The 13924-nt window shown below is 52.9% G+C and carries 15 protein-coding genes and 1 other annotated feature; of the genes, 14 read left to right on the forward strand and 1 reads right to left on the reverse strand.

Translation table 11 applies throughout. The features are described 5' to 3' along the window. Positions 1-541: 541 nt before the first annotated feature. Positions 542-742 (forward strand): hypothetical protein, encoded by a 201-nt coding sequence (locus RTK32_RS09705; RefSeq protein WP_312043428.1) that lies wholly within the window; start codon positions 542-544, stop codon positions 740-742. A gap of 61 nt (positions 743-803) precedes the next feature. Here RTK32_RS09705 and RTK32_RS09710 read toward each other — a convergent pair whose 3' ends face one another. Further along, positions 804-1163 (reverse strand): DUF6404 family protein, encoded by a 360-nt coding sequence (locus tag RTK32_RS09710; protein WP_312043430.1) that lies wholly within the window; start codon positions 1161-1163, stop codon positions 804-806. A gap of 513 nt (positions 1164-1676) precedes the next feature. On the opposite strand from RTK32_RS09710, the gene thrS reads away from it, so the two are divergent. The 13 genes from thrS to RTK32_RS09775 all read left to right on the forward strand — a co-directional run. Next, the gene (thrS, locus tag RTK32_RS09715) at positions 1677-3605 is read left to right on the forward strand and encodes a threonine--tRNA ligase (protein ID WP_312043433.1); all 1929 of its coding nucleotides are present in this window, start codon (positions 1677-1679) and stop codon (positions 3603-3605) included. Between the two features lie 3 nt (positions 3606-3608). Then, positions 3609-4160, forward strand: coding sequence for a translation initiation factor IF-3 (gene infC / locus RTK32_RS09720; RefSeq protein WP_312043452.1), 552 nt, complete (start codon positions 3609-3611; stop codon positions 4158-4160). A gap of 91 nt (positions 4161-4251) precedes the next feature. Beyond that, positions 4252-4449, forward strand: coding sequence for a 50S ribosomal protein L35 (gene rpmI, locus RTK32_RS09725; RefSeq protein ID WP_010275699.1), 198 nt, complete (start codon positions 4252-4254; stop codon positions 4447-4449). Between the two features lie 41 nt (positions 4450-4490). Continuing rightward, entirely contained in the window at positions 4491-4847 is a 357-nt protein-coding gene (gene rplT / locus RTK32_RS09730) for a 50S ribosomal protein L20 (protein ID WP_016169860.1), read from the forward strand. A gap of 115 nt (positions 4848-4962) precedes the next feature. Further along, positions 4963-5087, forward strand: a sequence feature (Phe leader region). 77 nt (positions 5088-5164) lie between these two features. Further along, positions 5165-6148: a phenylalanine--tRNA ligase subunit alpha gene (pheS, locus tag RTK32_RS09735; protein ID WP_312043436.1), complete on the forward strand. Its 984-nt coding sequence runs from the start codon at positions 5165-5167 to the stop codon at positions 6146-6148. 15 nt (positions 6149-6163) lie between these two features. Next, on the forward strand, positions 6164-8551 hold the full coding sequence (pheT, locus tag RTK32_RS09740) for a phenylalanine--tRNA ligase subunit beta (RefSeq protein WP_312043438.1): 2388 nt from the start codon (positions 6164-6166) through the stop codon (positions 8549-8551). Between the two features lie 4 nt (positions 8552-8555). Continuing rightward, complete coding sequence (gene ihfA, locus RTK32_RS09745) at positions 8556-8855, forward strand: integration host factor subunit alpha (protein WP_004157378.1); 300 nt, start codon at positions 8556-8558, stop codon at positions 8853-8855. An 89-nt stretch (positions 8856-8944) separates the two neighbouring features. Continuing rightward, on the forward strand, positions 8945-9928 hold the full coding sequence (gene btuC, locus RTK32_RS09750; RefSeq protein WP_312043441.1) for a vitamin B12 ABC transporter permease BtuC: 984 nt from the start codon (positions 8945-8947) through the stop codon (positions 9926-9928). A 40-nt stretch (positions 9929-9968) separates the two neighbouring features. After that, positions 9969-10514, forward strand: coding sequence for a glutathione peroxidase (locus RTK32_RS09755; RefSeq protein ID WP_312043443.1), 546 nt, complete (start codon positions 9969-9971; stop codon positions 10512-10514). Continuing rightward, positions 10515-11249 carry a vitamin B12 ABC transporter ATP-binding protein BtuD gene (gene btuD, locus RTK32_RS09760; protein ID WP_312043445.1) on the forward strand — a complete coding sequence of 245 codons (735 nt, stop codon included), beginning with the start codon at positions 10515-10517 and terminating at the stop codon, positions 11247-11249. A 30-nt stretch (positions 11250-11279) separates the two neighbouring features. After that, entirely contained in the window at positions 11280-11738 is a 459-nt protein-coding gene (locus tag RTK32_RS09765; protein WP_312043447.1) for an NlpC/P60 family protein, read from the forward strand. 327 nt (positions 11739-12065) lie between these two features. Then, positions 12066-12806: an EAL domain-containing protein gene (locus RTK32_RS09770; RefSeq protein WP_312043449.1), complete on the forward strand. Its 741-nt coding sequence runs from the start codon at positions 12066-12068 to the stop codon at positions 12804-12806. 100 nt (positions 12807-12906) lie between these two features. Then, positions 12907-13924 (forward strand): protein adenylyltransferase SelO family protein (locus RTK32_RS09775; protein ID WP_312043450.1); only part of this gene is annotated, 1018 nt, incomplete at its 3' end.

Consider the following 13924-nt stretch of genomic DNA (forward strand, 5'->3'; position numbering starts at 1 on the left):
TGAGGGAGCGGTGCTGGAGGACCTGCTGATCTGTGGCGTTGTTGTGCTGCAGGTGATCAAGGTCTCCGATGATTGGCAGCCCTGTTAGCTGCTTAACTTTAGGGCGCTGACAGATTTCTCGGGCCAGTCAGGACGATAGATTACAGGCATAAAAAAACCCGCCGAAGCGGGTCTATCCATACTTATGCTGTGTGGAAAAGCCAAAGGCTAAAGCAGAACAATTTTTCTCGTAACTACAACTCGTCAATGTGTAGTGCCGAAAGAATAGACCATATGGAAAAAAATTGGCGTGAATTAGTATGCTGATGAGTGAAAGACAATGTTTAGCTAATTATTTGAGTTATAAAGGGTATTTTGTTGGTCAGGTTTTGACAGGAAAGAGAGTAATCCTGCATAGCCGAATGCTGGCAAAAAGCCCTCTATAGGGTGCGAAATGCGTAACAGAAGACACGCTTCCCGTCAGGAAAGACTGTCCTTTATTGAGATAATTCATTTAGGTACTATAACCCCGGGAATCTTTTGAGAGGTGCAGGGTTAGAAAATGAACGTTAGAAGCACTGGCGATATGGCGGATATTGAATGGGCTGTTGGCTCGGCCGTCCGTAGCCTGCTTGCACGAAATGCGGAAATAATACCGACAAATATTCTTGCAGAACTCGTCGTCCTCTCTTCCTCCCGTACGCCGGCGGAAGTAGAAAAAATAAATGTGGCGATCGGCTGGATCCGAACCCGTATAAATTAAAAAAGCCCACGGCCCGCCATGGGCTAAACCGTCTCAGTCAGCAGCAATCATAAAAAGCAGGCTAAATTTCTTCCCACTTCGGCAGATGGTTTGCTTTCCCACGCCAGGCCTCCAGGGCCGATGCAATAAGACCCGCTATTATCCCAACAACAATCATTGTCTCTGTTGCAGACAAAAGCTGCTCTTGCTCACCTCTCCAGAAAACAATCCACATGACTATGCCCCAAAAGGTGGTGTTGACGATTGTCATGCAAAGGAAATTTGTCCAAAAAGGGGCGAAAGGAGGCGGGGCAACCTTGATGCCCATCTTCCATAAGAAAATATGACAAGGAGGAGCATAAAGACTGGGCCACATTCCTTTCATGTTCATGATGGCGATGGCGCGATTTTTTTTTCGTTCAAATGTCGGGTTACTTTTCATAGAAAAAATCCCCCATAATTTACCTGGTTAATCAATTATAGTTTGCAGGGAGAACGCTGTCTCAATTTTTAAGAATTATCACAAAATGTTGTGAACTGCTGAAAAGGCGTTAGCTAACTTATGAGAAAAACATGCACGGAATGGCAGGCCAGAGTAGCAGACATTGTTTTTGTAAACGCTTTAGCCGGGCGGGCGTAAATTCTTATCCAACCCCCTTACGGTAGAGGGGTTGGCCGGGGTGGGAGAGAGCGGTGAAGATTATCCCAGGACATGATGCGAACCGGATAATGATTCAACCTTTCGTCGCTTGCCGTGCAATTTGTTACCAGGGAGTGTAAGATACTATCCCATCGGAAGTTTATACGAATTAGTCACTTCCGACTGTATGTATCAGGTTGTGTACCAAATCAGCAAACGTGAGCTGATAAGAGGATGCAACCTACTAATTTATATGAAAAACGACTTTTGTATGTAGCCTTGCGTATGGGTTACCACTGCAGCTAAGGATGTATCATGCCTGTAATTACACTTCCTGATGGAAGTCAGCGTACCTTCGATCACGCCGTTAGCGTGATGGAGATTGCCCAGGACATCGGTCCGGGCCTGGCTAAAGCCTGTATCGCAGGCCGCGTAAACGGCGAGCTGGTGGATGCGGTCGATCCGATTACGGAAGACGCAAGCGTCGCCATCATCACCGCTAAAGATGAAGCCGGACTGGAAATCATTCGCCACTCCTGTGCTCACCTGTTGGGACACGCGATCAAGCAGCTGTGGCCAGATACCAAAATGGCAATCGGCCCGGTTATCGACAACGGCTTTTACTATGACGTTGATATCGATCATACCCTGACCCAGGAAGACATTGAGCAGCTGGAAAAGCGTATGCACCAGCTGGCTGAAACGAATTATGACGTCGTCAAGAAGAAGGTAAGCTGGCAGGAAGCGCGTGACGCTTTCGCTGCCCGTGGCGAAACCTACAAAATGACTATTCTTGACGAAAATATCAGTCACGATGACCGTCCCGGCCTTTATCATCACGAAGAATACGTGGATATGTGTCGTGGCCCGCACGTGCCTAACATGCGCTTTTGCCATCATTTTAAGCTGCAGAAAATCTCCGGTGCCTACTGGCGTGGCGACAGCAATAACAAAATGCTGCAGCGTATCTACGGCACCGCCTGGGCGGATAAAAAGCAGCTGGCTGCCTATCTGCAACGCCTGGAAGAAGCGGCCAAACGTGACCACCGTAAAATCGGCAAACAGCTTGACCTATATCATATGCAGGAAGAAGCGCCGGGTATGGTGTTCTGGCATAATGATGGCTGGACGATTTTCCGCGAGCTGGAAGTTTTTGTACGCAGCAAACTGACTGAGTATCACTATCAGGAAGTTAAAGGCCCGCTGATGATGGACCGCGTGCTGTGGGAAAAAACAGGCCATTGGGAAAATTACAAAGAAGCCATGTTCACGACCTCTTCGGAGAACCGTGAGTACTGCATCAAACCGATGAATTGCCCTGGCCACGTGCAAATTTTCAATCAGGGTCTAAAATCTTACCGCGACCTGCCGCTGCGTATGGCGGAATTTGGTAGCTGCCATCGTAACGAGCCATCCGGCGCGCTGCATGGCCTGATGCGTGTACGCGGCTTTACTCAGGACGACGCCCATATCTTCTGTACAGAAGAGCAGGTGCGTACTGAAGTAAACAGCTGCATCCGTATGGTCTACGACATGTACAGCACCTTCGGTTTTGAAAAAATCGTGGTAAAACTGTCAACCCGTCCGGTTAAACGCATCGGCAGTGATGAACAGTGGGATCGTGCCGAGGCCGATCTGGCTGCCGCGCTGAAAGAGAACGATATTCCGTTCGACTATCAGCCGGGCGAGGGCGCATTCTACGGCCCTAAAATTGAATTCACCCTGTACGATTGTCTGGATCGCGCATGGCAGTGCGGCACCGTTCAGCTGGACTTCTCGCTGCCGGGCCGCCTGAGCGCCTCGTACGTGGGTGAAAATAATGAACGTCAGGTACCGGTGATGATCCACCGCGCTATCCTGGGTTCTGTGGAGCGCTTTATCGGTATTTTAACCGAAGAGTATGCCGGTTTCTTCCCGACCTGGCTGGCTCCTGTACAAGTAGTGGTGATGAATATCACCGATAGCCAGTCCGAATATGTTGCAGAATTGACCCAAAAACTTCAGAATGCGGGCATTCGTGTAAAAGCGGACTTGAGAAACGAGAAGATTGGCTTTAAAATCCGCGAGCACACGTTACGTCGTGTCCCTTATATGTTGGTCTGTGGTGATAAAGAGGTGGAAGCAGGCAAAGTTGCCGTTCGCACCCGCCGTGGTAAAGACCTGGGCAGCATGGACGTAAACGAAGCGATCGCGAAGCTGCAGGATGAAATCCGCAGTCGCAATCTTCATCAACTGGAGGAATAAGGTATTAAAGGCGGAAAACGAGTTCAACCGGCGCGTCCTAATCGCATTAACAGAGAAATCCGCGCCACCGAGGTTCGTCTGACTGGCGTCGATGGCGAGCAGATTGGTATTGTCAGTCTGAATGAGGCTTTAGAAAAAGCTGCGGAAGCAGGCGTTGATTTAGTTGAAATCAGCCCTAACGCCGAGCCGCCCGTTTGTCGTATCATGGATTACGGCAAGTTCCTCTACGAGAAAAGCAAATCTTCTAAAGAACAGAAGAAAAAGCAAAAAATTATCCAGGTTAAGGAAATTAAATTCCGCCCTGGTACCGATGATGGCGACTATCAGGTAAAACTACGCAACCTGATTCGCTTTCTGGAAGAAGGTGATAAAGCTAAAATCACGCTGCGTTTCCGCGGTCGTGAAATGGCTCACCAGCAGATCGGTATGGAAATGCTTAACCGCGTCCGTAAAGATCTGTGCGAGGACATGGAACTGGCGATTGTCGAATCCTTCCCTTCGAAGATCGAAGGTCGTCAGATGATCATGGTGCTCGCTCCTAAGAAGAAACAGTAGGCCATAAAGTGACAGCGTTTCGGTGGTTTACCGCCGGGCGCTGTACGCCTGCCTGTTTTATTTTATTAACAATGCGAAGTGGATGTTTTAAATGCCAAAGATTAAAACTGTACGTGGCGCGGCCAAGCGCTTCAAGAAGACTGCCTCTGGCGGCTTCAAGCGTAAGCACGCAAACCTGCGTCATATTCTGACCAAAAAATCTACCAAGCGTAAGCGTCACCTGCGTCCGAAAGGTCTGGTGTCCAAAGGCGATCTGGGTCTGGTTATTGCCTGCCTGCCATACGCATAAGTCTATTTTTTTTAACTCAGAATATTAAACAGGAGAGCTAAATGGCTCGTGTAAAACGTGGTGTAGTTGCTCGCGCACGTCACAAAAAAATCTTAAAACAAGCTAAAGGCTACTACGGTGCACGTTCACGTGTATATCGCGTGGCTTTCCAGGCTGTTATCAAAGCTGGTCAGTATGCTTACCGTGACCGTCGTCAGCGTAAGCGTCAGTTCCGTCAGCTGTGGATCGCGCGTATCAACGCAGCGGCACGCACTAACGGCATTTCTTACAGCCGTTTCATCAATGGCCTGAAAAAGGCATCGATCGAAATCGACCGTAAGATTCTGGCTGACATCGCTGTATTCGATAAAGTAGCGTTTACCGCTCTGGTCGAAAAAGCGAAATCAGCTCTGGCGTAAGTCAGGTAAAAGAGGGAGCTTGCTCCCTCTTTTATTTTGTAACCGCAGCAAAAGATTGACATTTCTGCCCATGCGTTTTTCAATAGAGCCACTTTTTACGACCCGGCAACCAGGCAACGCATTATGACCGCGAATTTCCGTTTCTTTTTTTACTTTAGCACCTGAACATCGGGGGCTTGTGCGCAAAGAAAAGAAACGAAAAATCGCGCTGAAAGCCTCCCTCGTGGAGGCTTTTTTATTTCTGGCGCGGCCAATCCAGGACGGGGTCGTCCCCATAAAAAACAGACCGGCCACGGCGGCTGGAAGAAGAGGAAAGCATGTCACATCTCGCAGAACTGGTGGCGAACGCGCAAGCGGCCATTAAGAATGCACGCGATGTTGCCGCGTTAGATACGGTACGCGTTGAATATCTCGGCAAAAAAGGGCAGTTGACGCTGCAGATGACCACGCTACGCGAACTGCCTGCCGAAGAGCGTCCGGCGGCGGGTGCGGTGATCAACGAGGCTAAACAACAGGTGCAGGAGGCGCTGACCGCGCGTAAAGACGAGCTGGAATCGGCCGAGTTAAATGCCCGTCTGGCGCAGGAGACCATTGATGTCTCCCTGCCGGGACGCCGCATTGAAAATGGCGGTCTGCATCCGGTTACTCGCACCATCGACCGTATCGAAACGTTCTTTGGCGAGCTGGGTTTTGCCGTGGAAACCGGCCCGGAAATTGAAGATGACTACCATAACTTTGACGCGTTGAATATTCCGGGTCACCACCCGGCGCGCGCCGATCACGATACCTTCTGGTTCGATGCCACACGCCTGCTGCGCACCCAGACCTCCGGCGTACAGATCCGTACCATGAAGAACCAACAGCCGCCAATCCGTGTTATCGCGCCAGGCCGCGTCTACCGCAACGATTACGATCAGACCCACACGCCAATGTTCCACCAGATGGAAGGCCTGATCGTTGATAAAAACATCAGCTTCACCAATCTGAAAGGCACGCTGCACGATTTCCTGCGCAACTTCTTTGAAGAAGATCTGCAGATTCGCTTCCGTCCTTCTTACTTTCCGTTCACCGAACCTTCTGCAGAAGTGGACGTGATGGGTAAAAATGGCAAATGGCTGGAAGTGCTGGGCTGTGGCATGGTGCACCCGAACGTGCTGCGCAATGTCGGCATCGATCCGGAAGTGTACTCAGGCTTTGCCTTCGGCATGGGTATGGAGCGTCTGACCATGTTGCGCTATGGCGTGACCGATCTGCGCGCCTTCTTCGAAAATGATTTACGTTTCCTCAAACAGTTTAAATAAGAGCGGGTAAAACCTATGAAATTCAGCGAACTCTGGTTACGTGAGTGGGTTAACCCAGCCATCGACAGTGCAGCACTCAGCGAACAGATCACCATGGCTGGCCTGGAAGTGGACGGCGTGGAAGCGGTAGCCGGCACGTTCCACGGCGTGGTGGTAGGCGAAGTAGTGGAGTGTGGACAGCATCCAAACGCCGATAAACTGCGCGTCACCAAAATCAACGTAGGTGGCGAGCGCCTGCTGGATATCGTCTGCGGCGCGCCAAATTGCCGCCAGGGCCTGAAAGTGGCTGTGGCCACCGTAGGCGCGGTGCTGCCGGGCGATTTTAAAATTAAGGCGGCTAAGCTGCGCGGCGAGCCGTCAGAAGGCATGCTTTGCTCCTTTTCCGAGCTGGGCATTACCGACGATCATAACGGCATTATCGAACTGCCGCTGGATGCCGTTGTCGGCACCGATATTCGTGACTACCTCAAGCTTGATGACAGCACCATTGAGATCAGCGTAACGCCAAACCGCGCAGACTGCCTGGGCATTATCGGTATTGCACGCGATGTTGCCGTGCTGAATAAGCTGCCGTTAAACGAGCCGGTTATCGAGCCGGTTGTCGCGACCAGTGCAGAAACCTTCCCGATCCGCGTGGATGCGGTTGACGCCTGTCCGCGTTATCTGGGACGCGTGATCAAAGGCATTAACGTCAAGGCCGCTACGCCGCTGTGGATGAAAGAAAAGCTGCGTCGCTGCGGCATTCGCTCTATCGATCCGGTGGTGGATATCACCAACTACGTCCTGCTTGAGCTGGGACAGCCGATGCACGCTTTCGATCTGGATCGCATAGACGGTGGAATTGTCGTGCGTATGGCGGAAGACGGCGAAGCGCTGACGCTTCTGGACGGCGCAGAGGTTAAGTTAAGCGCGGATACGGTTGTTATCGCCGATCACCACAAAGCGCTGGCCATGGGCGGCATCTTTGGTGGCGAACATTCTGGCGTTAATGAAGAAACCACGAACATTCTGTTCGAATGCGCTTTCTTCAGCCCGCTTTCTATCACCGGTCGCGCACGCCGCCATGGCCTGCACACCGATGCTTCCCATCGCTATGAACGCGGCGTCGATCCGCAACTGCAGTACAAAGCGCTGGAGCGGGCAACTCGCCTGTTGCTGGACATTTGTGGCGGTGAGGCCGGGCCGGTTATCGATCAAACCAGCGAGGCAACCCTGCCTGCACGCGCTACGATCACGCTGCGCCGCGAAAAGCTGGATCGCCTGATTGGTCATGTTATTGCCGATAACCAAGTCAGCGATATTTTACGTCGTCTGGGCTGCGACGTGACGGAAAGCGAAGGCGCGTGGCAGGCGGTTGCGCCAGGCTGGCGTTTCGATATGCAGATTGAGGAAGATCTGGTCGAAGAGGTGGCGCGCGTTTACGGCTACAACAATATTCCTGACGTGCCGGTGCAGGCCGGTCTGGTCATGACCTCGCACCGTGAAGCCAGCCTGTCGCTGAAGCGGGTGAAAGCGATGCTGGTGGATAAAGGCTATCAGGAAGCGATTACCTACAGCTTTGTCGATCCTAAAGTGCAGGCACTGTTGCACCCGGGCGAAGAAAATCTGGTCCTGCCAAGCCCGATTTCAGTGGACATGTCGGCGATGCGTCTCTCGCTGTGGACGGGTCTGCTTTCTGCCGTGGTTTACAACCAGAACCGTCAGCAGAGCCGTGTGCGCCTGTTTGAAAGCGGCCTGCGCTTTGTACCTGATACTCAGGCAAACCTGGGGATTCGGCAGGACGTTATGCTGGCGGGCGCGATCGCCGGCGCGCGTTATGAAGAACACTGGGATCTGGCGCGACAGTCAGTTGACTTCTATGATTTAAAAGGTGATTTGGAGTCCGTCCTCGATTTGACCGGCAAACTGGATGCTATTCAGTTCCGGGCAGAAGCGCACCCGGCACTGCACCCTGGACAAAGCGCCGGCATTTATTTGCAGGATCAGCGTATCGGTTACCTGGGTGTGGTTCATCCGGAACTCGAACGGAAACTGGATCTTAACGGCCGTACCGTGGTCTTCGAACTGGAGTGGGATAAGGTGTCAGACCGCGCCCTGCCTGAGGCGAGCGAGATTTCACGTTTCCCGGCAAACCGTCGTGATATCGCCGTGCTGGTGGCTGAAAACGTCCCCGCAGCAGATATTATCGCCGAGTGTAAGAAAGTTGGCGTAAATCAGGTAGTTGGCGTAAACTTGTTTGATGTGTACCGCGGTAAGGGTGTTAATGAAGGTTTTAAGAGCCTTGCTATCAGCCTGATTTTGCAAGATACCGGCCGGACACTCGAAGAAGAGGAGATCGCTGCAACCGTCGCCAAATGTGTTGCGGCGTTAAAAGAGCGATTCCAGGCAACCTTGAGGGATTGAACCTATGGCGCTTACAAAAGCTGAGATGTCTGAATACCTGTTTGAAAAGCTGGGGCTTAGCAAACGGGATGCCAAAGAGCTGGTAGAGCTATTTTTTGAAGAGGTACGTCGCGCTTTAGAAAACGGCGAACAGGTAAAACTGTCAGGATTTGGTAACTTCGACCTTCGCGACAAAAATCAACGCCCGGGACGCAATCCCAAAACCGGCGAGGATATTCCGATTACGGCGCGGCGCGTGGTGACTTTCCGGCCTGGGCAGAAGCTCAAAAGCCGGGTTGAGAACGCTACGCCGAAAGAAGACTGACAGTGCTCTGCAAAAGGCCGCTTACGCGGCCTTTTTTATCGCTGAATTTCCGCTAACCCTGCCCGTTTCCATTCATCAGGTCTGGATCTATGACTCTGCTTTCTCACCAGGTCGCGCTGGCTCGTCGGCATCAGCGACGCTGGCTCTCTGCCCTGAGCATTTTGTGCGTGCTGATTTTCCTGCTTAGCCTGTGCGCCGGCGACCGTTGGCTTTTTCCGTCAGGCTGGTTTACCGCCGAAAACCGGCTGTTCGTCTGGCAACTGCGGCTACCACGTTCGTTGGCGGTATTGCTGGTTGGCGCCGCGCTGGCCGTAACGGGGGCTGTGATGCAGGCGTTGTTTGAGAATCCGCTGGCGGAGCCGGGCCTGCTTGGTGTCGCTAACGGTGCTGGCGTCGGGCTGGTGCTGGGTATTTTTGGCGGTGTGACCGGCCTGTGGCCGCTGAGCTTTTTTGCCATCACCGGCGCGCTGGCGATCACTTTCCTCCTGCTGCGTTTTTCCCGCCGTACGCTTTCCACCAGCCGCCTGTTGCTGGCTGGCGTGGCCTTAGGCATTATCTGTAGCGCAGGCATGACGTGGCTGGTCTATTTCAGCGCCAGCCTGGACCTGCGCCAGTTAATGTACTGGATGATGGGCGGGTTTGGCGGCGTGGACTGGCGCTACGGTGGGCTGATGCTGGCGCTGCTGCCGGTGCTGATCTGGCTATGCCGCCAGGGAAGCGTGTTGAATTTGCTGGCGCTGGGCGATGTCTCCGCCCAACAGCTCGGCCTGCCGCTGTTGCTGTGGCGCAATGTGCTGGTACTGGCGACAGGCTGGTTAATTGGCGTGAGCGTGGCGTTGGCCGGGGCAATCGGCTTTGTGGGGCTGGTCATACCGCATATTTTGCGGCTGAACAACCTGAGCGATCATCGTATGCTGTTGCCTGCCTGTGCGCTTGCGGGCGGCGGTGTACTGTTGGCAGCCGATATTCTGGCCCGTGTTGCCATTGCCTCGGCGGAACTGCCGATTGGTGTGGTCACGGCCACGCTGGGTGCACCGGTATTTATCTGGCTGCTATTACGTAACGGGGCCTGACCTGCGGTCGGCTTTTTTCTCTACTGAAACAGGAAAAACCATGAGTATTTACGAGACAGAACTGGTGACGCTGGATGGTGAACCGACAACGTTGGCAAAGTGGCAGGGGAAGGTGCTGCTGATCGTGAACGTTGCTTCTAAGTGTGGCCTGACGCCGCAGTATGAGCAGTTGGAAAATATTCATAAAGCCTGGCAGGATCGGGGTTTTGCGGTGCTTGGCTTCCCCTGCAATGCGTTCCTGGAGCAGGAACCCGGCAGCGCCGAAGAGATCAAAACGTTTTGCAGCACCACTTACGGCGTCACCTTCCCGATGTTCAGTAAAATCGAGGTCAACGGGCCGGAACGGCATCCGCTTTATCGCCAGCTGATTGCGGCCAGGCCGGAAGCAGTAGCACCGGAAAACAGCGGTTTTCTGGAGCGTATGAGCAGCAAAGGGCGCGCGCCGAAAGAGCCGGGCGATATTTTATGGAACTTTGAAAAGTTCCTGGTGGGTCGTGACGGCACCGTAGTCCAGCGCTTCTCGCCAGATATGACGCCGGAAGATCCTATCGTGATGGAAAGCATTAAAGCGGCGCTGGCAAAATAGATGCTGCTGGAGTGTGAGGGCGTTGCAATCGCGCAGCGCCTCGCGCCTTTTACCGCCAGCGTCGGTAAGGGCGAACTGATCCATCTGCTTGGCCCCAACGGCGCGGGCAAAAGCTCATTGCTGGCGGCACTGGCGGGGCTGCTGGCAGCAGAAGGGCGTATCGTTTTCAACGGCACGCTGCTGTCGGCCTGGACGGGGTACGCGTTGGCCCGCCATCGCGCCTATCTGGTCCAGCAGCAACGGCCGGTCGGCAGCGTGCCGGTCTGGCACTACCTTAAGCTGCATCAGCTGACGGAAGAAAACGACCGGATACTGATGACCCTTTGCGAGGCTTTTCAGCTGACGAATAAACTCTCGCGCCCGATTAGTCGCCTTTCAGGCGGAGAGTGGCAGCGAGTGCGTCTGGTGGCAGTCTTCTGTCAGACCGCGCAGCCGGAAGGCGAGCTGCTGCTGTTGGACGAACCATTAACCGGGTTGGATCTGGCTCAGCAGGCCGCATTTGACAGTTGTGTTGCTGCCCGGGTCGCGGAAGGGCTAACGGTGATTATGAGCGGGCACGATATCAATCACTCGCTACATCACGCTCAACGCATCTGGCTGCTGAAAGAAGGGGTTCTGCTGAAGCAGGGCGCCACACAGGACGTGCTACAGCCGGACGTGCTGTCTACCGTTTATCATGTGCCTTTCAGAAAAATCGATGTGGATGGACAAGCGTTATTGACCACGCTGTTTTAAATCAGCGGCATTGAATAAAGGGATCCTGTTATGCGCTACCTGCTCTTTTTACTGGCTATTCTGTTGGCGGGCTGTAGCAGCCATGCGCCGCCGCCGAATGGCCACCTTTCCGATTCCATCATGGTGATTGCCCGTTTGAACGAACAGCTCGGCGAGTGGCGCGGTACCCCTTATCGCTATGGAGGAATGGGGCGCAGAGGCGTTGACTGCTCCGGGTTCGTTTATCTGACTTTTCGTGACCGCTTTGATTTGCAGCTGCCGCGCACAACCGTTGCGCAAACGAAAACTGGCACGCGCATCGGTAAAAAAGATCTGCTGCCCGGCGATCTGGTGTTTTTTAAAACCGGCGGGGGAGAAAACGGATTGCACGTTGGCATTTACGACACGGACGACCAGTTTATCCATGCCTCTACCAGTCAGGGCGTAATCCGTTCCTCGCTCAATAACGTCTACTGGAAAAAAGTTTTCTGGCAAGCGAGACGGATTTAAATAATATAGCCTGCTAACTGATTTCAGAAAATGCTTATATATCTGCCGGTTAAGATTTGAGATTATATAAACTGGCAGTTCAGGTTAGCAATTTATTGCATAACGATTTGTCTGAACGGTTAAAAGTCATTTCCCATGTCGGATTTTGTAAAGAGAGTTTAAAGAAATGCGCCACGGGGGTTTCTTAGCACGAAACTGTGATTTAATAGTAAAGCACCTTTCTCAGGAAATATGTGATAGTTTAACCCACTATGGGTTTTCGTCCTGGTCGTTGTACAACAGCCCTATTACAGCGCTGTACGACGATTTCATCATGGCTGAATAAAAATGAATATCCATCTGGAAGCGGATTATAAAAGTTACACAGCTTTTAACCCGATTTATCGTTTCGGCGGGCAGCTTATCGCCGTCGAATTGCTCACGCAGTTTTCCCACAGCACCGCTAACGTAGCCATTCCTCAGGAGTTTTTGCTACCACAGCTTAATACAGAACAACGTATCCTTTTATTGCAGAATCAGATCAACAGCATTGAACGGCACGCGGATTTTTTTAGTCAGGAAAAAGTAAAGGTTACGTTAAAAATAGACGAACTGCTGGCACAAACCATTCTTGATAGCGAGTTTCTGAGCCGTAAGCTGGACGCGCTGGCGTGGCTGGAGCTGGAAATAAGCGAAAACTTCACCGATTTAAACCTGGGGAAAGATCATCCGGGTCTGATGGCGCTAAGTGAAAGGTTCGAGTTATGCCTGGCGAATTACGGTGCGGGAAAAGTCTCGTCTAAAGCCGTATACGACAACCTTTTTTCCCGCATTAAACTGGATAAAGGCTTTATCCAGCACAATATTAACCGGACCTCTTTTCAGCCTTTTATCAACACGCTGCTGGAACATATTAAGCCCCACTGCCAGCAGGTTATTGTTCAGGGCGTAGACCGTATTACCGACCTGGAAAAAGTCAGCCACTATCAGTTTGACGGGATACAAAGCGCGCTGTTTTCTCCGGTCACGGGCGAGTCGCTTTGCTCACTGACCGTGCCGCCGAAAGAGCTGGTGGATGTCGCGCTGTAATACCCCCTGATTCTCTCCGTGTTTACGTCTGCAAAGGCGGTTTACACTTAAGGGAACGACCGAAAGCGCATCAGGCGTCGGTCAACCGCAAGGGGAGCGTATGCAATTTAACAATACCTGGCATGACGAGCTGGCGGGATCCTATACCGCCCTCAACCCTACGCCACTAAAAAACCCACGTCTGCTTTATCATAGCGCGCCGCTCGCTCAGGAGTTGGGGCTGGATGAAAGCTGGTTCAGTGCAGACAAAACTCCCCTCTGGAGCGGGGCGCAGCTGCTGCCGGGGATGCAGCCGCTGGCGCAGGTTTACAGTGGTCACCAGTTTGGTGTCTGGGCAGGTCAGCTGGGCGACGGGCGCGGCATTTTGCTGGGCGAGCAGCAGCTCGCCGACGGCCGTAAAATGGACTGGCATCTCAAAGGCGCAGGCCTGACGCCTTATTCACGGATGGGCGATGGACGCGCCGTACTGCGCTCCTCGCTGCGTGAATTCCTTGCCTCGGAAGCGATGCATCACCTTGGCATTCCCACCTCGCGCGCGCTGACGGTGGTGACCAGCGATGAGCCCGTACGGCGAGAAACTACCGAACGCGGCGCGATGCTGCTACGCGTGGCGGAAAGCCACGCCCGTTTCGGCCATTTTGAGCATTTCTTTTACACTCAGCAGCCGGAGAAGGTACGCCAGCTGGCTGACTATCTGATTCGTCACCACTGGTCGCATCTGCAGGAGGAGCAGGATCGCTATCTGCTTTGGTTCCAGGACGTGGTTAAACGCACGGCCAGGCTGATTGCCCAATGGCAAAGCGTCGGCTTCGCGCATGGCGTAATGAATACCGATAACATGTCGGTACTGGGGATCACCCTGGATTACGGGCCGTATGGTTTTCTGGATGACTATAAGCCAGATTTTATCTGTAACCATTCTGATTATCAGGGACGATACAGCTTCGATAATCAACCGGTGGTGGGCCTGTGGAACCTGAACAGGCTGGCGCATACGCTTTCCGGGCTGCTGGATACCGCACAGTTGAAACAGGCGCTGGCGGAGTATGAGCCGGAGCTGATGCGCTGTTGGGGCGGCAGAATGCGCGCGAAGCTGGGGCTGATGACGCAGGATAAAA

It is taken from the genome of Erwinia sp., from assembly GCF_031978025.1.
Classification (GTDB): Bacteria; Pseudomonadota; Gammaproteobacteria; order Enterobacterales; family Enterobacteriaceae; genus Erwinia.

Excerpts from the sequence above, each read along its gene's own strand:
- RTK32_RS09705 (WP_312043428.1), top strand. The coding sequence starts at position 542 with ATGAACGTTAGAAGCACTGGCGATATGGCGGATATTGAATGGGCTGTT.
- RTK32_RS09710 (WP_312043430.1), bottom strand. The coding sequence starts at position 1,163 with ATGAAAAGTAACCCGACATTTGAACGAAAAAAAAATCGCGCCATCGCC.
- thrS (WP_312043433.1), top strand. The coding sequence starts at position 1,677 with ATGCCTGTAATTACACTTCCTGATGGAAGTCAGCGTACCTTCGATCAC.
- rpmI (WP_010275699.1), top strand. The coding sequence starts at position 4,252 with ATGCCAAAGATTAAAACTGTACGTGGCGCGGCCAAGCGCTTCAAGAAG.
- rplT (WP_016169860.1), top strand. The coding sequence starts at position 4,491 with ATGGCTCGTGTAAAACGTGGTGTAGTTGCTCGCGCACGTCACAAAAAA.
- pheS (WP_312043436.1), top strand. The coding sequence starts at position 5,165 with ATGTCACATCTCGCAGAACTGGTGGCGAACGCGCAAGCGGCCATTAAG.
- pheT (WP_312043438.1), top strand. The coding sequence starts at position 6,164 with ATGAAATTCAGCGAACTCTGGTTACGTGAGTGGGTTAACCCAGCCATC.
- ihfA (WP_004157378.1), top strand. The coding sequence starts at position 8,556 with ATGGCGCTTACAAAAGCTGAGATGTCTGAATACCTGTTTGAAAAGCTG.
- btuC (WP_312043441.1), top strand. The coding sequence starts at position 8,945 with ATGACTCTGCTTTCTCACCAGGTCGCGCTGGCTCGTCGGCATCAGCGA.
- RTK32_RS09755 (WP_312043443.1), top strand. The coding sequence starts at position 9,969 with ATGAGTATTTACGAGACAGAACTGGTGACGCTGGATGGTGAACCGACA.
- btuD (WP_312043445.1), top strand. The coding sequence starts at position 10,515 with ATGCTGCTGGAGTGTGAGGGCGTTGCAATCGCGCAGCGCCTCGCGCCT.
- RTK32_RS09765 (WP_312043447.1), top strand. The coding sequence starts at position 11,280 with ATGCGCTACCTGCTCTTTTTACTGGCTATTCTGTTGGCGGGCTGTAGC.
- RTK32_RS09770 (WP_312043449.1), top strand. The coding sequence starts at position 12,066 with ATGAATATCCATCTGGAAGCGGATTATAAAAGTTACACAGCTTTTAAC.